The following is a 20,579-nucleotide window of genomic DNA, read 5'->3' as shown; positions in this document are numbered from 1 at the left end:
GCGCGGGGATGACGAAGGAACATCAGATACTTGTTTGGGTTCTCAACCTAGGGGCCCCGTACTCGATCACGGCCATTGCCGATATCGAGTGCGGACCCTAGGCAAGGCGATGGCCCAGCATCTGACACCCGAACTCGACATCCGCATGCGCCGTGCGGCGTTCAATCGTGCGCTGGCCGAGGGCGACCTGGCTGCGATCGGCCGGATTCTCGCGCCCGATGCGGTGCTCGTCGCCGGCACCGATTCGGCGCTGATCGCGGGCCGCAAGGCGCAGCTGCTCGCCTGGAAACGCGAGTTCGCGATGAAGGACCGCAGCATCTATCTGCGTGCGCCCGAGACGATAGCGGTGTCGCCGGTTGCGCCGATCGCCTTCGAGCATGGCAGCTGGCAAGGCGCCTCGGCACAGGACGGCACAGTGCAGGCGTCGGGTGCCTACACCGCCAAATGGCGCCGCCTCGGCGGCGAATGGGTGATCGAGGCCGAGCTCTACCTCACGCTCGCCTGACTCTATTCCGGCTTGTCGATTCCCGGGCGCGGGCGGGCGATCACCGTGTGATCCTTGCCCTTCCAGAAATCCTGGACGATTCGCCAGCCTTCTTCCGCGGTCTCGCAGAAATGGAACAGGTCGAGATCCTTGGGCGAGATCACCCCTTCCTCGACCAGCGCCTCGAAATCGACGACGCGGCTCCAGAAGTCCTTGCCGTAGAACAATACCGGGATCGGCGCGATCTTGCCGGTCTGGATCAGGGTGAGCAGCTCGAACGATTCGTCGAAGGTGCCGAAGCCGCCAGGGAACACCGCCACTGCGCGCGCGTGCAGCAGGAAGTGCATCTTCCTGAGCGCGAAATAGTGGAACTGCATCGACAGGCCCGGCGTGACATAGGGGTTGGGCGCCTGCTCATGCGGCAGCAGGATGTTGAGGCCGATCGTGTCCGCCCCCACGTCGCGCGCGCCGCGATTCGCGGCTTCCATGATCGAGGGGCCGCCGCCCGAAGTGACGACGAAATGGCGGTTCCCCGCTTCGTCGAGCGGGAAGTTGGAGGCGAGCTGGGCGAGCTCGCGGGCGACGTCGTAATATTTCGACTTCTCGACCAGCCGCTCGGCGATCTTCTTCTGCTGCTCGGTCTCGGCCAGTGCGAGCAGCGCGCCTGCCTTGCTGGGCTCGGGGATGCGCGCCGATCCGTAGACGACGAAGGTCGACTTGATGTGCGCCTCGTCGAGCAGCAGCTGCGGCTTCAGCAATTCGAGCTGGAAGCGCACCGGCCGCAGATCCTCGCGCAGCAGGAAGTCCATGTCCTGAAAGGCGAGGCGGTAGGCGGGGTGCTCGGTCTGCGGGGTGCCGGTGGCGGTGTTGGCGTTCTGCACTTCCTGCTGGGCAGGGCGGAAAACGCGGCTCGGAACTCTCGTATCGCTCATTTCGCCCGGCTTAGGCCCAATGCCGACGCGCTGCAATCAGCGGCAGAACGGGCCCCGCCCCATGTCGAGATGGAGGTGATTATAGTGCGCCGCATTATAGTCGGGGCTCAGCACCGTGGCGAAGCGCTTGCAGGCCGATCCGTGGATCGTCTCGAGAAAGGCGCGCACCTGCTGGTCGCCGCTGCGCCAGTCGCGCTCGATCGTCACGCGCCGCCCGTCCGCCAGCACGAAGCCCGACACGTCGACGGCGTTGGCCAGCCCGTGCTCGGACATGCGCTGTGCCGATGCCGCGCCGTTGCCGATGATGCCCCGGCACGAATAGGTGCCATAGGTCTCGACCCTGACCAGGTCGCTGCCCAGCATCTGCCGCGCTGCCGGCGCCACGGCGAATCGCACCCAGGCGGTGAAGCTGCGCGCCAGTCCGCATTTCATCGATTTGAGCCCGGTCACCGGCACGCCGATGTCGAGCAGCTGCACTGCCCCCGTCACGACGCAGCCGCCGCCGAAGTCCCGGTCGGGCAAGGCGGAATAGCGCACCCGTTCGCGCGAGAGATCCGCGAAGCATTGCTGCGTCTCGCGCGGGGTGGGGCCGTTGAGTGTGATCGGGCCGCCGGGCCGCTCGCGAATCGGGGAAGGGGCGGGGCGGTCGCCTCCTCCGCCGAACATGCAGCCGGCGAGGATCAGGGGCAGGGACAGCGACAGGGACAGGGCAAGAACGCGCATGGCAGGCGCATAGCATCATCGGCGCGCCACATGGTCAACGTCACAAATGTTCGCGGATTCGCCGTTTCGCGCAATTGACTTTCACGCCGCCGCCGCTAGGGCCGTCGGCGGGCCACGCGGTCCCAACGCCGCGCGTGCTCTCTGCAAGGAGAGTCTATATGACTGACACGACTGCCGCCGACGCCGGAATTGCGTCTATTGCCAAGCCCGCCGCCAAGCCGGCACGCCCCTATTTTTCCTCCGGTCCCTGCGCCAAGCCTCCCGGCTGGTCGCCCGAGAAGCTCGCCACCGAGTCGCTCGGCCGCTCGCACCGCTCCAAGCTGGGCAAGAACCGTCTCCAATATTGCATCGATCTGATGCGCGAGTTGCTGCGCCTGCCCGAGACGCACCGCATCGGCATCGTGCCGGGGTCGGACACCGGCGCTTTCGAGATGGCGATGTGGACGATGCTCGGCGCGCGCGGCGTCACCACGCTCGCCTGGGAAAGCTTCGGTGAAGGTTGGGTCACCGACGCGGTCAAGCAGCTGAAGCTCGATCCCACCGTGATCCGTGCCGATTACGGCCAGCTGCCGGACCTGGGCCAGATCGACTGGTCGACCGACGTGCTGTTCACCTGGAACGGAACCACCTCCGGCGTGCGCGTGCCGGACGGCGAGTGGATTCCGGCCGATCGCGCAGGGCTGACCTTCGCCGACGCCACCTCGGCGGTGTTCGCCTATGACCTGCCCTGGGACAAGATCGACGTCGCCACCTTCTCCTGGCAGAAGGTGCTGGGCGGCGAGGGCGCGCACGGCGTGCTGATCCTCGGGCCTCGCGCGGTCGAGCGCCTGACCGAATATACGCCCGCCTGGCCGCTGCCGAAGGTGTTCCGGCTGGTCTCCAAGGGCGCGCTCGCCGAGGGCGTGTTCAAGGGCGAGACGATCAACACGCCGTCGATGCTCGCGGTCGAGGACGCGATCTTCGCGCTCGAATGGGGCCGGGGCCTGGGCGGCGCGGCGGGCCTGATCGCGCGCTCGGACGCCAATGCCGCGGCGCTCGACGCGCTCGTGGCGGAGCGCGGCTGGCTGGGGCATCTCGCCGCGGACGAGCGCATCCGCTCCAGGACCAGCGTGTGCCTGACCGTCGAGGGCGCCGATGCGGACTTCATCAAGAAGTTCGCCGGCCTGCTCGAGAAGGAAGGCGCGGCCTATGACGTCGCTGGCTATCGCGACGCCCCGCCGGGGCTGCGCATCTGGTGCGGCGCCACCGTCGACACCGCCGACATCGTGGCGCTCGGCCCCTGGCTCGACTGGGCCTATGCCGAGACCAGGGCGGGCTGAGTCCCCTTCTCTCCTTCAGGGGAGAGGGGCGGGGAGAGGGGCTTGTCGCGAGCCGCTCGTCTCCAGCATCCACCCCTCTCCCGCGCTTCGCTTCGCTCGCTTGCCCTCTCTCCCAAAGGGGAGAGGGAATGGAGAACCCAAATGCCCAAGGTACTGATTTCCGACAAGATGGATCCCAAGGCCGCGCAGATCTTCCGCGAGCGCGGCGTCGAGGTCGACGAGATCACCGGCAAGACCCCCGAGGAGCTCAAGGCGATCATCGGCCAGTATGACGGCCTCGCCATCCGCAGCTCGACCAAGGTGACCGGCGAGATCCTCGAAGCCGCGACCAATCTCAAGGTGGTCGGCCGCGCCGGCATCGGCGTCGACAATGTCGACATTCCCGCCGCTTCGGCACGCGGCGTCGTCGTCATGAACACGCCCTTCGGCAATTCGATCACCACCGCCGAGCACGCCATCGCGCTGATGTTCGCGCTCGCCCGCCAGCTGCCCGAGGCCGATGCCTCCACTCAGGCCGGCAAGTGGGAGAAGAACCGCTTCATGGGCGTCGAGCTCACCGGCAAGACGCTCGGCCTGATCGGCGCGGGCAATATCGGCTCGATCGTCGCCGATCGCGCCCAGGGCCTGAAGATGAAGGTGGTCGCCTTCGATCCCTTCCTCACGCCCGAGCGCGCGATCGAGATGGGCGTGGAGAAGGTGGGGCTCGACGACCTGCTGCTGCGCGCGGATTTCATCACGTTGCACACGCCGCTCACCGATCAGACCCGCAACATCCTTTCGGCCGAGAACCTCGCCAAGACCAAGCGCGGGGTGCGCATCATCAATTGCGCGCGCGGCGGTCTGATCGACGAGGCGGCGCTCAAGCAGGGACTGGAGAGCGGCCACATCGCCGGCGCCGCGCTCGACGTGTTCGCGGTGGAGCCGGCCAAGGAGCATTCGCTGTTCGGCACGCCCAACTTCGTCTCGACGCCGCACCTCGGCGCCTCGACCACCGAGGCACAGGTGAACGTCGCGATCCAGGTCGCCGAGCAGATGGCCGACTTCCTCGTCTCCGGCGGCGTCACCAATGCGCTGAACATGCCCAGCCTCTCCGCCGAGGAAGCTCCGCGCCTCAAGCCGTACATGGCGCTGGCCGAGAAGCTCGGATCGCTGGTCGGCCAGCTCGCCCATGGCGAACTGCGCAATATCGCGATCGAGAGCGAGGGTGCCGCGGCCGAGCTCAATCAGAAGCCGATCGTCGGCGCGGTGCTCGCGGGCCTGATGCGCGTCCACTCGGATACGGTGAACATGGTCAACGCGCCGTTCCTGGCGAAGGAGCGCGGGCTCGACGTGCGCGAAGTGCGCCATGATCGCGAGGGCGACTATCACACGCTGGTTCGCGTCACCGTGGGCACGGCGCAGGGCGACCGCTCGGTGGCGGGCACGCTGTTCGGCAACGCCGCGCCGCGCCTGGTCGAGCTGTTCGGCATCAAGGTGGAGGCCGATCTCGCCGGCCACATGCTCTACATCGTCAATGAGGACGCGCCGGGCTTCATCGGCCGGCTGGGCACCACGCTGGGCGAGGCGGACGTCAACATCGGAACCTTCCATCTCGGCCGCCGCGAGGCGGGGGGCGAGGCGATCCTGCTGCTCTCGGTCGACGGCGTGGTCGGCGAAGCGCTCCTGGCCACGGTCCGCGCGCTTCCGGGCGTGAAGACTGCGATGGCGCTGGCGTTCTGACGGTTCAGGGCACTGCCCCTCTCACCGGCGGAGAGAGGGGCAGTGCCCAAGGCCGACGAGGAATTGTTGGCTCGCGCAAGGCAGATGCGAGCCGATCCCATGCCCGCGGAAACTGCGATGCGGCATATCCTCCGGGCCACGCAGTTCGAAGATGTCAAATTCGCTCGCCAACGCGTCATCGCACCGTATATCGCCGATTTCGTCGCACGATCCCGCAGGCTCGGTGTCGAGATTGACGGCGACACGCATGCTATGCGCGACGTCTCGCGACGCACGGCTTGGCTGGAACGGCAAGGATATGGCGTGATCCGGTTCACGAACTACGACGCGGGGAGCAATCTGGAAGGGGTGGCGCATATCATCGGCGCGTCGCTTGCCGCGACTGCGCCCCTCTCCAGCCCCCTCCCCGGAGGGGAGAGGAAGCAAAGATGAGCGGACTGTTACCCGAAGGCTTTCACGATCGCCTCCCCCCCGCGGCCGACGCGGCGTCGCGGCTGGAGGGCCGCGTGCTCGGCGTCGCGCGTGCCTATGGCTATGAGCAGGTCGATCCGCCGCTCGCCGAGTTCGCCGACGAGCTGAGCGCGCGCCTCAAGGCTGCGGGCGGCCTGCGCGATGCGGTGCGCTTCGTCGATCCCGTCTCGCAGCGGACGCTGGCGATCCGGCCCGACCTCACCGCCCAGATCGGCCGCATCGCCGCGACGCGCATGGGCCATCATCCGCGCCCGGTGCGCCTCTCCTATGCGGGCCCGGTGATGAAGCTCTCGGCCTCGGAGCTCGATCCGCTGCGCGCGACCCGGCAGATCGGTGCCGAGCTGATCGGGCTCGATACCGTCGCCGCCGCCACCGAAGTGGTGCGCGTCGCGATCGAGGCGCTGCGGGCAGGCGGAGTGGAGGGCATCGCGCTCGACTTCACGTTGCCGGATCTGGCCGATTGCCTGGCCGGCGACAGCCTAACCCCCGCCCAGCTCGCAACCCTGCGCGACCGGCTCGACGCCAAGGACGCTGCCGGCGTCGCCGCGATCGAGCCGCGCTATCTTCCGCTGATCGAAGCCGCCGGGCCCTTCGACGCCGCGATCGAGCGGCTGCGGGCGATCGACGCGGGCAAGGCGCTGGCCACCCGGCTCGACGGCCTGGCCGAAATCGCCGCGAGCATTCGGGGCCAGGCGGCTCTTACGCTCGATCCCACCGAGCGGCACGGCTTCGAATATCAGAGCTGGCTCGGCTTCTCGCTGTTCGCGAAGGGCGTGCGCGGCGAGATCGGCCGTGGCGGCACCTATACGATCCTGCACGGCAATGGCCGCGAGGAAGCCGCGGTGGGCTTCTCGCTCTATGCCGATCCGATCCTCGCTGCCGGGATCGGCGCGGGCGATCGGCGCCGGCTGTTCCTGCCCCTCGGCACGCCGGCGGGCATCGGCGCCAAGCTGCGCGAGGAGGGTTGGGTGACGGTCGCGGCGCTCGAGGCGGACGACACGCCCGACGCGCAGCTCTGCACGCACGTCCTGCGCGACGGGGCGCCGCAGGCGGTCTAGCCACCGGCCAGCTTGCAATGCAGGATTTCGCGCAGGCATGTTGCGCGATTCGAGGAGCCACGCGCCTCAAAAAAGCGTCGCGATTCTCGTGACGTTGCGCCCGCCGGAACGGCGTTTGCCGAGTTGCCCGGCCGCGTCGCTGTGGAATCAGCGCGCGAGCAGCTCGGTCGCCCGCCCCTCGAGGAACGCCGGCACTGCTGCCGTCACGGCATCGCGGAACCGTGCATCCTCGGCAAGCTGCGCCGGGAACACCTGGCGCAGCGCCAGCACCGCGGCAGCGGGATCGCCGCCGGAAGCGGCGCCGGCAAGCGTCTCGGCCAGCGGATCGGTGATCGCCTCGCCCGCCTGAGCCTTGCGGCGCAGGAAGGCGATCCAAGCCGCCACCGGCACCGCCAGCCGCGCCACGTCATGCCCGGCCGCCAGCCGGTCGCGGATCGTGTCGAGCAGGCGATAGGGCAGCTTCTGCGAGCCGTCCCAGGCGATCTGGCTGAGCAGATGGCGGATCGCTGGGTTGCGGAAGCGCTCCAATACCGCATCGGCATAGCCCTGGAGATCGAGCCCCTCGACCGGCTTGAGCGCGCCCGCGATATCCTCGTGCATCAGCCGGCTCGCAAAGCCGCCCAGCGCCGGGTCGCGTACTGCTTCGAACACCGTCTCGTGCCCGAGCGCCAGGCCGATATAGGCCAGGCTCGAATGTGCGCCGTTGAGGATGCGCAGCTTCGCCTGTTCATAGCCCTGGACGTCGCTGGTCAGCGTCACGCCCGCGGCGGCGAGGTCCGGCCCGTCGGTCAGGTCGAAGCGTTGCAGCACCCATTGGGCGAAGCGCTCGCGCTGGACCGCCGCCCGATCGTCGACGCCGAGCTCCGCCGAGACCCTGGCGAGAAAGGCGGGATCGCTCGCCGGGGTGATCGAATCGACCATCGAATCGGGGAAGGCGGCTTCGCCTGCGATCCAGTCGGCCAGCCCGGCATCCCATTCGCGGGCAAGCGCGATGCAGGCCGCGCGCAGCTTAGCGCCGTTGCCGGTCATGTTGTCGCAGCAGAGCATCGCAAAGGGTGGCGCGCCCGCCGCGCGACGATCGGCGAGGCCGGAGACGATCCAGCCGATCACGCTGGCCGGCTCGGCGGGGCGGGCGCGATCATGGACGATGTCGGGATGGGCGAAGTCGAGGCTGCCGTCCGGGGCCAGGCAATAGCCCTTCTCCGTCACGGTGCTGGTGGCGAGCTTGACCGCGGGGTCGGCGAGCAGGGTGCGCAGCTGCGCGCCCTCACCCGGGCCGATCGCATCCGAATGCGCGGCGATGATGCGGCTGGCCGGTTCGCGGTCGATCACGGCCAGCGTATAGAGCCCGTCCTGCGCCTTCAGCGCGTCGACGGTGCCCGCGCTGCGCAGCGAGACCGCCGCGATGCCCCAGCGCGGATCCCCGTCCAGCACCTGGTCGAAATATGCCGCCTGGTGCGCGCGGTGAAAGGCGCCGGGGCCGAAATGGACCACGCCGGTCCGGATCGAGGCGGGGTCGTGCCCCGGCCGGGCGACGGCGGCGGGAAGCGAGGCGAGCGCGGCGCGCGAGAGGCTGGTCATGCGCCGGGACCAACCCGCCCGCATCGGCAAAGTCAATGGGCCGGCGTCGGCCGCGCGGGGTCAATAGCGATTGAGGGGCGAGCTGCCGCTCACGCCGGGAATCATCGAGCCGGTGGCACGTTCCTTGGGGCTGCGGTCCACCGGCATCAGGAAGCGGACCTGGCGGTTGGGGAAGTCGATGTCGACGCGGCGGAAGCTGCGCAACGCGTCCATGCCGAGCAGCAGCGCCGGGCGGCGGGTCAGGCCGAACCGCTCGAACGGTGCCACATCGGCAAAGGCCACGGGCATCGCCCCGAAGCGCACCTTGCCAACCGTGATGTTGGGCACTTCGGTATAGTCGGCGGTGGTGTGGTTGCCGATCACGCTGGTGAGGGTGATCGGCTGCGCCTTGGGTGCGCTCCGGCCGACCCGCTTGCGCAGCGCGCTGTTGCCCATCGTCACCTGGCTGCCGGTGTCGAGCACCACCTGGATCCGGGTGTTGTCGTAATAGGCATCGGTTACGATCAGCTGGCCGAACACGTTCTTGGCGGTGACCACGATCTCGTTGGGGTCGCGCTTGGTGAAGGCCTTGCGCTTCACGCTGGGGCGCACCGCCATGATGCCCTTCTCGAAGTCGATCGATACCTGATGGTTGCGCAGCGTATCGATGCCGAGCAGGCCGAGTGCGCCAAGGTTGCGCGCCTCGAGCGCGGGGGCGATGATCGTATGCTGCTCGCCGATCGACTCGATCGAGAGGCCGGGTACCACGACGGTGCCGACACGGTCGCGTCCGCTCATCGACGTGACGACCACCGGCGCGGAAGGCCCCAGCCGGAGCGATCCGGCGAGCTCGCGCGACACCACGGTGCGCTCCGCCCCGGTATCGATGATGAAGTTGTAGGGCCCGTTATTGCCCACCGCGACGGGCACGGTGAGCCGCTTGTCGATTTCGCCCAGCGCGAGCAACGTCGCCTCGACATTCTCGGGCGTGGGCATGGTCAGGGCGGGATCCTGCGGCTGGGGCGGGGCACCCTCGCGGGGATTCTGGCGGTCATGCGCTCCGGCGGTTGCGGCCAGCGGGAGCAGGAGAAGCGCGGCGAGCCTGTTCATGGATATGAAGATACACCTTCGCATGCTGCGCAGCAATCTGTCCGGATCGTGTCTGGCGTCGTTCCCAGCTTCGCTGAATCGGCACCGGCCCGCCCTCCCACCCGGCCACCCATAGAATATACTTTCGCTGGGTGGCCGGGTGGGGGAGCGGGCCGGCACCGCCCTACCGAAAACGACTCTAGTCGAGACGCATCGCCTCCGCCGCGATGTCCTCGGCCTCCATCAGCAGCGCGTCCTCGGTGACGCCCTGGGCAACGTTCTCGCGGCCGATCATGATGAGCACCGGCACGGCCAGGGGCGAGACGCGGGGCAGGTCGACGTGCAGCATCGTGTCGGCCGCGGTGTCGAGGAGATGGCCCAGCCGGCCGATATCGGTCATGCGGGCGCGCGCGTCGGCCCAGGCGGCGCGCAGCAGCAGATGGTCGGGCTCATATTTGCGCAGCACGTCGTAGATCAGGTCGGTCGAGAAGGTGACCTGGCGTCCGGTCTTCTTCTTCCCCGGATGCTGGCGCTCGACCAACCCGCCGATGATCGCCACTTCGCGGAAGGCGCGCTTGAGCAGCGCCGAGCCCTGCACCCATTCGACGAACTCGTGCTCGAGGATGTCGGGCGAGAAGAGAGGGCGCGGGGCCTCGATCTTCTCCAGGCCATAGACGGCGAGCGCATAGTCGTTGGCGACGAAGCCCAGCGGCTTCAGGCCCAGCGCCTCCATCCGCCGGGTGATCAGCATGCCAAGCGACTGGTGCGCGTTCCAGCCCTCGAAGCTGTAGATCACCATGTGGTGGCGGCCTTCGTGCGGGAAGGTCTCGACGAGCAGCTGGCCGGGCGCGGGGATCGCGGAGCGCCGCGCCTGCACCTCCAGCCATTCGCGGACGTCGGCGGGAAAGCGCGGCCACTGGCCGCGGTCGTGCAGGAAATGGCGGACGCGGTCGGCCAGGTTGGCGGTGATCGCGAGGCGGGCACCCATGTACGAGGGGATGCGCGCGGTCTTCGAGGTGGCGCGGACGACCAGGTCGGTGGTCTCGACGCGCTCCACTTCCAGCGCCAGCCCGGCGAAGAAGAAAGTATCGCCGGGCGAGAGGGCGGCGGCGAAATTCTCCTCGACCCGGCCGAGCCGGCGACCGTTGCGGAAGCGCACCTCGAGCATAGGGGCTTCGACGATGATGCCGGCGTTGAGCCGATGCTGCGCAACAAAGGCGGGCGTCGTGACGCGCCAGAGGCCGTCCCTGCCGAGCGTCAGCCGCTTGAACTTGTCATAGGCGCGCAGGGCATAGCCGCCATCGGCGATGAAGCTCAGCACCCGGTCGAACGTCTCGTCGGCAAGCGCCGAATAGGGCAATGCTGCGCGGATCTCGTGCAGCAATTCGTCGCGAGCGAAAGGCGCGGCGCAGGCGCACGCCATCACGTGCTGCGCCAGCACGTCGAGCGCACCGGGACGGAAGATGTCGGGATCGAGCGCGCCTTGCTCGACGGCGTCGAGCGCCGCGCGCGCCTCCAGATATTCGAAGCGGTTGCCGGGAACGAGCACGGCCTCGCTGGGTTCGTCCAGGCGGTGATTGGCGCGGCCGATGCGCTGGAGCAGCCGCGACGAGCCCTTGGGCGCGCCCATCTGGATCACGCAGTCGACATCGCCCCAGTCGACGCCGAGGTCGAGGCTGGCGGTGGCGACCAGCGCGCGCAGCCTGCCGTCGGCCATGGCCTGTTCGGCCCGCCGCCGCGCCTCGAGGCTGAGGCTGCCGTGATGCACGCCGATCGGCAGCTTCAGCTCGTTGACCTTCCAGAGCTGCTGGAAGACCAGCTCCGCCAGGCCGCGGGTGTTGCAGAAGACGATCGTCGTCCCGTGCGTCTCGATCTCGGCCATCACCTGCGGGATCGCATAGACGCCCGAATGGCCGGCCCAGGGCACCTTGTCCTCGGGAAGCAGGATGGCGATGTTCGGCTCGGCGCCCTTCTCGCCCTGGACCAGCGTGACGCTGTCGATATCGCCATGCGGGGCGAGCCACGCGCGATAGCCGTCCGGGTCCGCCACCGTCGCCGAGAGCGCGACGCGGCGCAGGCCCGGGGCGAGGCGCTGGAGCCGGGCCATGGCGAGCGCGAGCAGGTCGCCGCGCTTGCCGGTGGCGAAGGCATGGACCTCGTCGATCACCACTGTCTTCAGCCCGGCGAACATCGTCAGGCTGTCTTCGTAGGAAAGCAGCAGGCTGAGCGATTCGGGCGTGGTGAGCAGGATCTGGGGCGGGCGGGCGCGCTGGCGGACCTTGCGGTCCCATGGCGTGTCGCCGGTGCGCGTCTCGATCCGGATCGGCGCGCCCATCTCCTCGACCGGCGTGAGCAGGTTGCGCTGCACGTCCACCGCCAGTGCCTTGAGCGGCGAGATGTAGAGCGTGTGCAACCCGTCGGCCGGGTTCTCGATCAGGTCGGCAAGCGTGGGCAGGAAGCCGGCCAGCGTCTTGCCCGCACCCGTCGGCGCGACGAGCAGCGCATGCGCGCCGGCGCGGCCCGCCGCCAGCATCTCGAGCTGGTGGCGGCGCGGCGCCCAGCCGCGGCGCGCGAACCAGTCCGACAATATCGGGGGCAACTGGGAACCGGAGGGCATCCCGCTCATATAGGCAGGATGACGAAGCTCGGCGACTGGATCGATCCGCGGCCCATGGGCATCTATCTGCCCGCGGCCGATATCTGGATCGACCCTGTCGTGCCGGTCCGCCGCGCGCTGGTGACGCATGGCCATGCCGATCATGCCCGGGGCGGGCATGGCGCGGTATGGGCGACGCCGCAGACGCTGGCGATCATGGAGGCGCGCTACGGGCCCCAGAACGGCAACCCCCTGGACTATGGCGAGCGCATCACCCTGCACGGCATCGACATCCGCCTCGTCCCCGCCGGCCATGTCCTCGGCTCCGCCCAGATCGTGCTCGAACATCGCGGCGAGCGGATCGTCGTCTCGGGCGACTATAAGCGCCGCGAGGACCCCACCTGCGAACCCTTCGAGCCGGTGCCCTGCGACGTGTTCATCACCGAAGCCACCTTCGGCCTGCCCGTGTTTCGCCATCCCGAGACGCATGACGAACTCGACAAGCTGCTCGCCGCGCTGCGGGCCAATCCTGATCGCTGCGTGCTGGTCGGCGCCTATGCGCTGGGCAAGGCGCAGCGGGTGATATCCGAGCTGCGGGTGATGGGGTTCGACGATCCCGTCTACCTCCACGGCGCGCTCCAGCGGCTCTGCGACCTCTATGTCGAGGAGGGCATCGACCTGGGCGAGCTGCGCCCCGCCACCGGGGTGCTCAAGGCCGAATTGCAGGGGCGGATCATCCTGTGTCCGCCCGGGGCGCTCAACGATCGCTGGTCGCGGCGGCTGCCCGATCCGATCACCGCGATGGCATCGGGCTGGATGCGCATTCGCCAGCGTGCCCGGCAGCGCAATGTCGAGCTGCCGCTGATCCTCTCCGACCATGCCGATTGGGACGAGCTGACTCGCACGATCCGCGAGCTGGAGCCGCGCGAGGTGTGGGTTACCCATGGCCGCGAGGACGCGCTCGTCCATTGGTGCCGCCTGCACCAGATCAAGGCGCGTGCGCTCGATCTCGCCGGGTTCGAGGACGAGGACGATTGATTGCCCGGCATTGCCGTTAGCGATACCATCTCGGGCACGAGATCGCAGGGGGAGAGGCGGGCATGGAGGCAGCGAGGCTGGTGGCGCTGGCCGCGGGACTGACGCTAGGCGCGGGCGCGGCGCATGCGCAGCAGGGGCCGGGCAATCCGGTGCTGGTCGGCGCGGTGGACGCGCCCGAACTCAAGGGCCCCGACGACGGCGCGGCGAACCTCGACAAGGCCGTGCGCGAAGCGCACGAGAAGGCGGGCCGCCCCAAGGCGGCACGCGCCGTGCCGGCCAGGCCCGGCGAAGTGACGGCCGGCAGCGAGGTGCGCGATGCGAAGGGCGCGGTGCTCGGCACGATCGAGTCGGTGCGCATGGCCGCCGCGGTGGTCGCCGGCGCGAACGGCAAGGTCGAAGTGCCGCTCGAGGCTTTCGGCAGGAACGACAAGGGGCTGCTGCTCGCATTGACCAAGGCCGAGTTCGACAAGCTGGTCGCCGACGCGAACCGGTCGGCGCGCTGACCGGCCGATGGCGCCGGGCCGAAATCGGGCCCACAGCTGCGCAAGGTCGCAAGGGTAGCGCATCCTGGGGGCGCCGCCTGTCGCTTCGGGCAACATGCTTACGCGTGACGGACCCCATATTGCCCACACTGCCAGGCAGCGGCCGGAAGGCGAGCGAGATCCAATGTCGCAGGGCCGCGCTCAGGCGGCTGCGCGGTCCGTGCCGGCGAACAGCCATGCCTCGGCGGCCCAGGGGTCGTCGAAGCAGCGCGCCGTGCGCCGGTCGAGCGCGCGCTGGAGCTGGGTGCGCGCCAGCGTCTGGCCGATCACGAAGGCGAGCCGGCGCGAGCGATAGGCGGGATCGGCGAGCATCGCGCGGAACATCTCGACGCTGTCCTGCGCCTGTATCTTCATCTCGCGCAGGTCATTGAGCGTCAGATGCTGGTTGGGCCCGCAGGTGAGCCGGGCATGCGCCCTGGTGCGCTCCGCGAGAAAGGCGTCGATATCGTCGGACGTGAAGAAGCCGCCCATCCGGATGCGGACGAGATCGCGCAGCGGTTCGACGTCGATGGTGAAATCGGCAGACATGGAATCGACGATAGCGCGGCCCGGCCTACCAAAATCCTAAGGGCGTTTCGTACCCTGCCAGCCCAGCGTCGCCACCACGGGGAAATGATCCGAGGGATAGAGCGCGCCGCGATGCGCATCGATCGTCCGATAGCCGCGCGCCGCGAAGCCGCGCGTCAGGATCCAGTCGATCCGGTGGTCGGGCACGCCCTTGAAGCCGTGAAAGGTCGCCTCGGGGCCCAGCGGTTTCGCCGTGGCGTCCCGGGCATCGGACAGCATCTCGCCCAGCAGGGCATGCGGCGCCGAATCGGGGCCGGTGTTGAAATCGCCGGTGAGCACCACCGGCACGCCGCGTGGCAGCGCGGCGATCCGCGCGCGCAGCAGCCGGGCGCATTTCTCCCGCGCGGCGGCATCTTCCGCCCGATAGGGGAAATGGGTGTTGAGCAAATAGAAGCGCTTGCCCGCGCGCGTCTCGAACAGGCCCCAGGTGACCATGCGCGGATAGAGATTGCCCCAGCTGATGCTCCCCGTCTTCTCGGGCGTGTCCGACAGCCAGAAATCGCCATGCTCGACCAGCTTCAACCGGTCGCGGCGATAGAAGACACCCATATGCTCGTCGGCATGGCCGCCGCGCCGGTCGATCCCGAACCAGCTGTACTGCGGCAGCTTGCCCACGAGATAGTCGCCCTGGAGCTGGAACAGCTCCTGCGTGCCGATCAGGTCGGGATCGGCGGCGGCGATCGTCGCGACGAAGAGATCGCGGCGATTCTCCCAGAGGTTCGCGCCGTCCGAAGGCGAAGGCAGGCGGACGTTGAAGCTCATCACGACGAGCCCGTCCCGCGCATCCGCCATCGCCGGGGCGAGCAGGGCCAGCAGCAAGGCGAGGAAACGGATCAACCCACGCCCTCCAGCGCCTTTTGCCGGCGGCGCTGCACCGAGCTGCCGATCCCCATCGCCTCGCGATATTTGGCGACGGTGCGCCGGGCGATGTCGAAGCCCTTGGCATTGAGCAGCTCGACCAGCGTGTCGTCCGACAGGATCTTCCGGGGATCCTCGGCCTGGATCAGCGTGCGGATCGCGTTCTTCACCGCTTCGGCCGAGACCGCGTCGCCGCCGTCCGCCGACTGGATCGCCGAGGTGAAGAAATATTTGAGTTCGAACAGCCCGCGCGCGCAGCTTAGATATTTGTTCGAAGTGACTCGGCTCACCGTCGATTCGTGCATCTCGATCGCCTCGGCGACCTGGCGCAGCGTCATCGGCTTCAGATGCGCGACGCCCTTCAGGAAAAAGGCTTCCTGCTGCTTCACGATCTCGCTGGCGACCTTGATGATCGTGCGCTGGCGCTGGTCGAGCGCCTTCACCAGCCAGTTCGCACTGGCGAGCATGTCGGACAGCCACGCCTTGCTCGCCTTGTCCTGCGGGCCCGACGAGACTTCGGCATAATAGGCGCGGTTGACGAGCAGCCTGGGCAGGGTGGCGGCATTGATCTCCACTGCCCAGCCGGCGCCCCGCCGCGCGACGAAGATGTCCGGCGTCACTGCCAGCGTCGGCTCCCCGCCATAGCGGCAGCCGGGCTTGGGGTCGTAGCCCCGCAGCTCGCGGATCATGTCGGCCAGATCCTCGTCATCGACGTCGCAGATGCGCTTGAGCCGGGCGAGGTCGCCGCGTGCCACGAGATCGAGATTGTCGATCAGCCGCGCCATGCACGGATCGTAGCGATCGGCTTCCTTCGCCTGCAGCGCGAGGCATTCGGCAAGGTTGCGCGCGCCGACGCCGGTGGGATCGAAGGTCTGGATCGTCGCGAGCACTGCTTCGACGCGGACGAGCGGCACGTTCAGCCGGTTGGCGATATCGAGCAGTGGCGCGGTAAGATAGCCGGCCTCGTCGATCTGGTCGATGAGGTGCGCGGCGATGAACAGCTCGCGGCTGTCCACGCTGGCACCGGCCTGCGCCGTCAGGTGATCGGCCAGGCTGAGATCGCCGCTGCCGAGATTGTCGAAATCCGGCCCGTCCTCGGGCGTGGCGCCGCCGCCGGTGCCGGTGAGGCCAAGGCTGCCGTCCAGCCCGCCGCCCGCGCCGATCGTATCGCTGCCGCTGTCGTGGTGGAAGGTCTCCGCGGCGAAATCCACGTCGAGCGCGGCTTCGCCCGCGGCCTCGCCGCCGCCTGCGATCAGCTCGCTGGCATCCGCCGGGCCATCGCGTTCCGCAGCGTCGAAATCCGGCTCGGGCACCTCGGCCGCTTCGCCGCCGCGCTCCTCGTCATTGCCGGTGCCGCCGCTCTCGAGCAGCGGGTTCTTCTCCAGCTCCTCGGCAATGAACGTCTCGATCTCGAGATTGGACAGCGCCAGCAGCTTGATCGCCTGCTGGAGCTGCGGCGTCATCACCAGCGATTGCGACTGGCGCAGATCGAGGCGAGGCGCGAGGGACATCGGCGCCGGCCCTAAATCCGTTCGTGCCGAGCCCGGCGAAGCACCGTTCCTTCTGCCCGGCGGACGAAGAACGGCCCTTCGACAGGCTCAGCGCGAACGGGAAGGAGGGCAGGTGCCGGCATGAGTCAGAGCTCGAAGCTCTCGCCCAGATAGAGGCGGCGGACATTCTCGTCCTTGACGAGATCGGCGGGCACGCCGGCGAACAGCACGCGGCCGTCATAGATGATGTAGCCGCGATCGACGATGTCGAGCGTTTCGCGGACATTGTGGTCGGTGATGAGCACGCCGATGCCGCGCTGCTTGAGCTGGATGATCAGGTCGCGAATGTCGGAGATCGAGATCGGGTCGATGCCGGCGAACGGCTCGTCGAGCAGGATGATCGTCGGATCCGCCGCCAGCGCGCGGGCGATCTCGGCGCGGCGGCGCTCGCCGCCCGACAGCGCCATGGCCGGCGCGGCGCGCAGGCGCGTGAGGCCGAATTCGTCGAGCAGTTCGTCGAGCCGGCGCCTGCGCGCTTCCTTGTCGGGCTCGGACAGCTCGAGCACGGCGAGGATGTTGCCCTCTACCGTCAGGCCGCGGAAGATCGACGTCTCCTGCGGCAGATAGCCCAGGCCCAGGATCGCGCGGCGATACATGGGCAGGCGCGTGATGTCCTCGCCGTCGAGCATGATGCGGCCGCTGTCGGGCTTCACCAGCCCCATCACCGAATAGAAGCAGGTCGTCTTGCCGGCGCCGTTGGGGCCGAGCAGTCCGACCACTTCGCCGCGGCCGACGGAGACCGATACGTCGGTGAGCACCACGCGCTTGTCGTAGGACTTGGCGATGGAGACGACCGCCAGCCCCTTGTCGGGCAGGGGCGCCGGGTCCGCGACGGGGGTTTCGAGAGTGGCGACTTCGGTCATACTCGGTCCCTGCATGGGCGGGTTCGCATTACCGGCGAGTCATTCCCGGCGGTTTGGCAGGATTCCTGCATGAACTCGGCCGGGAAGAAAAGGGGCCGCGCGGCGTATCGTGGAAAAAGGGCGATTACTGCTTCGGTGCCGGCGTGGCCGCGGGCGCGGGCGTAGCCGTGGCGGCCGGAGTGTTCGCGCGCTTGGGCACCGAGAAGCGGCCGGTGACGCGGCCGCCGCGGCTCTGCACGCCGGGCGTGCCCGGAGCTGCGGTCGATCCGCCCACGCCCGAGCCGTCGATCGTCGCGCGGCCGCTGTCGAGATTGATCACCAGCCGGCCGCCGGAAACGGTGTTGGCGCCCTGTTTCAGCGTGACGCTGCCGACCATGGTGATGATCCGCTTGTTGACGTCGTATACCGCGAACTGGCCGGTCGCGCTCTGATCGGGCCGGGTGACGGTGACGCCGCCGGCCGCGTCGAGCCGCGAGACTTCGGGCGAACCGTCGGTGATCTGGCCGGTATAGGCCAGCGTGACGCGCGCGCCGGTCAGCGTCATCTCCGCCTGCTTGATGCGCACGCCGCCCGAAAGGATGACGCGGTTCGCCTTGTCCTGCAGCTCGATGTGCTGGGCGTCGAAATCGATCGGCGCGTTGCTGTCGTGGCGCTGCTGCGCAGCCGCGGGCGCCGACGCAGCGAGCGCCAGCGTGAAGCCGATCGGAAGCAGGGCAGTCGCACGGATCATGTCTAGCGCCTATTCGCGCGCTTGGGGACGATCCGCAAGCGTGCATTGCCATCTAGGGAGATGGTGCGGTTTTCCAAGTCGGCGGTCATCTTGTTCGCGCTGAACACGCCCGTCGGCGTCTTGCCGGTCACGGCGCCGCCGCTTTCCATCTTGCGGGTCTTGAGGTCGACGGTCGCGTTCTCGGTGTCGAGGATATAGCCGTCGGTGGTCTGGAACCTGACCGGCCCGTCGACCGAGACCTGTTCCTTGTTCAAGTCGTAATGGCCGCGGTCCGCCTTGAGCGTGGCGGGCCCCTCGGGCAGCTTGATCTCGGCGGCGAGGTCGCGCAGCTGGACGATCGGCTCGGCCGAACTCTTCTGGATCGCCGAGCCCGCGTTGAGCTGGAACGGCTGCCCCTTGCTGTCCTCGCCGCGATACACCGCCGATTCGAGGCGGAGCCGCTCGGTGGCCATGTCGACCTTGTTCTTGTCGAGCACGAAGCTGACATCGCCCTTGGTGAGGAGCGGCGCGAGCACCAGAAAGGCGGAGAGCACGCCGATACCCACCGGCAGGAAGATCAGCGAGAGGCGGATCAGCCGGTCGTGCGCGCTGCCGGGATGGGCCCAGCTGCGCTTCTGCGACTGAAGGCGTGTGGCGACCTCCGACATCAGTTGTTCCCCGCGAGGCTGGTGCGGCGCATCATCTGCATCAGATATGCGCGAAGATGTCGGTTTCGGGCCAGCCGGCCAGATCGAGCTCCGCGCGCCACGGCAGGAAGTCGAAGCACGCCTGGGCGAGGTCGGTACGGCCTTCGCGCTCGAGGCGCCTGTCGAGTTCTTCCTTCATCGCGTGCAGGTAACGCACGTCGGACGCCGCGTATTCGCGCTGGGCCTCGGAAAGTTCGGGGCCGCCCCAATCGGAGGATTGCTGCTGCTTCGAGATCTCGACGCCGACCAGCTCGCGGGCCAGATCCTTGAGGCCGTGGCGATCGGTATAGGTGCGCACCAGGCGCGAGGCGGTCTTGGTACAATAGACCGGGCCGGCGATGACGCCCAGATAGAAGCGGATCGCCGCCAGGTCGAAACGGGCATAGTGATAGAGCTTCAGCCGCTCCGGATCGGCGAGCAGCATGCGCAGGTTCGGCGAATCATAGGCCGAGCGCGAGCCGAAGCGGACGAGATGCTCGTCGCCCGAGCCGTCCGAGAGTTGGACGACGCACAGCCGGTCGCGCGGCGTGATCAGCCCCATCGTCTCGGTGTCGACGGCGATCGAGGCGCCCGGCGCGAACAGGTCCTCGGGAATGTCTTCTTCATGGAAATGCACAGTCATGGCCGCCGCCTAGACCCGATCGCCGCCGGGCTCAATGGGCGGCGCTTCCGGCGCGGCCGCACGTTTGCGCGCGCGCGCCGTCCGCGCCCAGATGTTGAGCCCCTCGACCGCGGCCGAAAAGGCCATGGCGGTGTAGATATAGCCCTTGGGAATATGGGCGCCGAACGCCTCGCCGATCAGCACCATGCCGATCATCAGCAGGAAGCCGAGGGCGAGCATGACGACGCTGGGGTTGCGGTTGATGAAATTGGCGAGCGGATCGGCGGCGGCCAGCATCACGGCCACCGCGAAGATCACGGCGACGTACATGATCTGCACATGCTCGGTCATGCCGACGGCGGTGAGGATCGAATCGACCGAGAAGACGACGTCGAGCAGCAGGATCTGGACGATCGCGGCGGTGAAGGTGATCGAGGCGACTCGCTTCTTGTCGAGCAGCTGGTCGCCCTCGCCCGGCGCGTCGCCGTCGACCGAGTGATGGATCTCGGTCGTCGCCTTCCACATCAGGAACAGGCCGCCGGCCAGCAGGATCAGGTCTTTCCACGAGAAATCGGTCTCGAACGTGGGCATGCCGTTCGCATCGAGCGGCCCGTGGATGCCGAGGCTGAACACAGTGGTCTTCAGGCTGATGATCCAGCTGATCGCGGTGAGCAGGGCGAGCCGCATCGCCAGCGCCAGGCTGATGCCGACTCGGCGCGCCCGCCGGCGCTGTTCCTCGGGCAGCTTGTTCGAGAGAATCGAGATGAAGATGAGATTGTCGATGCCCAGCACCACCTCCATCACGATCAGGGTGACGAGTGCGGCCCAGGCGGCCGGACTGGCGAGCAATTCGACGATCGCGTCCATGCGCCTACCTCTGCCGTGCCCCCGATTGTGGCGCAAGCGCCGCGGTTAACGATAGTTCGCCCATTTCAAGTCGAATTTCGTTCGCTCGCTGTCCGGTTTTGGGCTATGACCGATTCCATGGCGCAAGTTTTTGCGCTGGAAGACCTGCGTTTTTCGTCCGGCGCTTGGCTTTTTGATTTGATTTATGGGCGAACCGGGAAGACGAACAGGGCATGAGTTTCGATAGAGGGCGCCGTGGGGATCGCGGCGGACGTGGCCGCGACAAGCGTGATGGCTTCGGCGGCGATGATTTTGGTGGCGGCGGCTTCGGCGGCGGTTTCGAGGAT

Annotated in this window: 20 protein-coding genes; 7 read left to right on the top strand and 13 right to left on the bottom strand. The window is 68.2% G+C overall.

Annotation, left to right across the window (positions count from 1 at the left end):
- Positions 1–109: 109 nt before the first annotated feature.
- Entirely contained in the window at positions 110–505 is a 396-nt protein-coding gene (locus FFS08_RS21395; protein WP_137864860.1) for a nuclear transport factor 2 family protein, read from the top strand.
- Positions 506–507: 2 nt separating this feature from the next.
- Here FFS08_RS21395 and FFS08_RS21390 read toward each other — a convergent pair whose 3' ends face one another.
- Both FFS08_RS21390 and FFS08_RS21385 read right to left on the bottom strand, forming a co-directional pair.
- Positions 508–1,416: an LOG family protein gene (locus FFS08_RS21390; RefSeq protein ID WP_137864861.1), complete on the bottom strand. Its 909-nt coding sequence runs from the start codon at positions 1,414–1,416 to the stop codon at positions 508–510.
- 36 nt (positions 1,417–1,452) lie between these two features.
- Positions 1,453–2,139 carry an extensin family protein gene (locus tag FFS08_RS21385; RefSeq protein ID WP_137864862.1) on the bottom strand — a complete coding sequence of 229 codons (687 nt, stop codon included), beginning with the start codon at positions 2,137–2,139 and terminating at the stop codon, positions 1,453–1,455.
- A gap of 158 nt (positions 2,140–2,297) precedes the next feature.
- Here FFS08_RS21385 and FFS08_RS21380 point away from each other — a divergent pair, with 158 nt between their 5' ends.
- From FFS08_RS21380 to FFS08_RS21365, 4 genes are all read left to right on the top strand, one after another.
- Positions 2,298–3,458, top strand: coding sequence for a phosphoserine transaminase (locus FFS08_RS21380; RefSeq protein WP_137864863.1), 1,161 nt, complete (start codon positions 2,298–2,300; stop codon positions 3,456–3,458).
- Positions 3,459–3,599: 141 nt separating this feature from the next.
- Positions 3,600–5,177 carry a phosphoglycerate dehydrogenase gene (serA, locus tag FFS08_RS21375; RefSeq protein ID WP_137864864.1) on the top strand — a complete coding sequence of 526 codons (1,578 nt, stop codon included), beginning with the start codon at positions 3,600–3,602 and terminating at the stop codon, positions 5,175–5,177.
- 42 nt (positions 5,178–5,219) lie between these two features.
- Complete coding sequence (locus tag FFS08_RS21370; protein ID WP_137864865.1) at positions 5,220–5,609, top strand: endonuclease domain-containing protein; 390 nt, start codon at positions 5,220–5,222, stop codon at positions 5,607–5,609.
- Positions 5,606–6,706 carry an ATP phosphoribosyltransferase regulatory subunit gene (locus tag FFS08_RS21365; protein WP_137864866.1) on the top strand — a complete coding sequence of 367 codons (1,101 nt, stop codon included), beginning with the start codon at positions 5,606–5,608 and terminating at the stop codon, positions 6,704–6,706. The genes FFS08_RS21370 and FFS08_RS21365 overlap by 4 nt, the downstream gene beginning before the upstream one ends.
- A gap of 147 nt (positions 6,707–6,853) precedes the next feature.
- On the opposite strand, the gene FFS08_RS21360 is transcribed toward FFS08_RS21365, so the two are convergent.
- The 3 genes from FFS08_RS21360 to FFS08_RS21350 form a co-directional block, all read right to left on the bottom strand.
- Positions 6,854–8,287 (bottom strand): mannitol dehydrogenase family protein, encoded by a 1,434-nt coding sequence (locus tag FFS08_RS21360; RefSeq protein WP_137864867.1) that lies wholly within the window; start codon positions 8,285–8,287, stop codon positions 6,854–6,856.
- Positions 8,288–8,347: 60 nt separating this feature from the next.
- The gene (locus FFS08_RS21355; protein ID WP_249341270.1) at positions 8,348–9,376 is read right to left on the bottom strand and encodes a retroviral-like aspartic protease family protein; all 1,029 of its coding nucleotides are present in this window, start codon (positions 9,374–9,376) and stop codon (positions 8,348–8,350) included.
- A 178-nt stretch (positions 9,377–9,554) separates the two neighbouring features.
- Positions 9,555–11,972, bottom strand: a complete 2,418-nt coding sequence (locus FFS08_RS21350) for a ligase-associated DNA damage response DEXH box helicase (protein ID WP_137865066.1) — start codon at positions 11,970–11,972, stop codon at positions 9,555–9,557.
- Positions 11,973–11,990: 18 nt separating this feature from the next.
- Between FFS08_RS21350 and FFS08_RS21345 the strand changes: the two genes are divergently transcribed.
- Together FFS08_RS21345 and FFS08_RS21340 are read left to right on the top strand one after the other, a co-directional pair.
- Entirely contained in the window at positions 11,991–12,989 is a 999-nt protein-coding gene (locus tag FFS08_RS21345; RefSeq protein ID WP_137865065.1) for a ligase-associated DNA damage response exonuclease, read from the top strand.
- A gap of 62 nt (positions 12,990–13,051) precedes the next feature.
- Complete coding sequence (locus FFS08_RS21340; RefSeq protein WP_137865064.1) at positions 13,052–13,492, top strand: hypothetical protein; 441 nt, start codon at positions 13,052–13,054, stop codon at positions 13,490–13,492.
- A 180-nt stretch (positions 13,493–13,672) separates the two neighbouring features.
- Here FFS08_RS21340 and FFS08_RS21335 read toward each other — a convergent pair whose 3' ends face one another.
- The 8 genes from FFS08_RS21335 to FFS08_RS21300 form a co-directional block, all read right to left on the bottom strand.
- Positions 13,673–14,059 carry a hypothetical protein gene (locus FFS08_RS21335; RefSeq protein ID WP_137865063.1) on the bottom strand — a complete coding sequence of 129 codons (387 nt, stop codon included), beginning with the start codon at positions 14,057–14,059 and terminating at the stop codon, positions 13,673–13,675.
- A gap of 36 nt (positions 14,060–14,095) precedes the next feature.
- Positions 14,096–14,935 (bottom strand): endonuclease/exonuclease/phosphatase family protein, encoded by an 840-nt coding sequence (locus FFS08_RS21330; RefSeq protein WP_249341290.1) that lies wholly within the window; start codon positions 14,933–14,935, stop codon positions 14,096–14,098.
- A complete protein-coding gene (gene rpoN, locus FFS08_RS21325) occupies positions 14,932–16,467 on the bottom strand; it encodes an RNA polymerase factor sigma-54 (RefSeq protein WP_137865062.1) in 1,536 nt (511 codons plus the stop codon). Before rpoN ends, FFS08_RS21330 begins: the two co-directional genes overlap by 4 nt.
- Positions 16,468–16,592: 125 nt before the next feature.
- The gene (gene lptB, locus FFS08_RS21320; protein WP_137865061.1) at positions 16,593–17,369 is read right to left on the bottom strand and encodes an LPS export ABC transporter ATP-binding protein; all 777 of its coding nucleotides are present in this window, start codon (positions 17,367–17,369) and stop codon (positions 16,593–16,595) included.
- Positions 17,370–17,493: 124 nt separating this feature from the next.
- Entirely contained in the window at positions 17,494–18,099 is a 606-nt protein-coding gene (locus FFS08_RS21315) for an LptA/OstA family protein (RefSeq protein WP_137865060.1), read from the bottom strand.
- A 2-nt stretch (positions 18,100–18,101) separates the two neighbouring features.
- Positions 18,102–18,746 (bottom strand): LPS export ABC transporter periplasmic protein LptC, encoded by a 645-nt coding sequence (lptC, locus tag FFS08_RS21310; protein ID WP_137865059.1) that lies wholly within the window; start codon positions 18,744–18,746, stop codon positions 18,102–18,104.
- A 40-nt stretch (positions 18,747–18,786) separates the two neighbouring features.
- Positions 18,787–19,407: a ribonuclease D gene (locus tag FFS08_RS21305; RefSeq protein WP_137865058.1), complete on the bottom strand. Its 621-nt coding sequence runs from the start codon at positions 19,405–19,407 to the stop codon at positions 18,787–18,789.
- 9 nt (positions 19,408–19,416) lie between these two features.
- Positions 19,417–20,253: a TerC family protein gene (locus FFS08_RS21300; protein ID WP_137865057.1), complete on the bottom strand. Its 837-nt coding sequence runs from the start codon at positions 20,251–20,253 to the stop codon at positions 19,417–19,419.
- Between the last annotated feature and the right edge of the window lie 326 nt (positions 20,254–20,579).

Source organism: Sphingomonas sp. 1F27F7B (assembly GCF_005503355.1).
GTDB lineage: Bacteria > Pseudomonadota > Alphaproteobacteria > Sphingomonadales > Sphingomonadaceae > Sphingomonas.
Note: the sequence above shows the minus strand (reverse complement) of the source record. Positions and strands in the feature narration are given on the sequence as shown.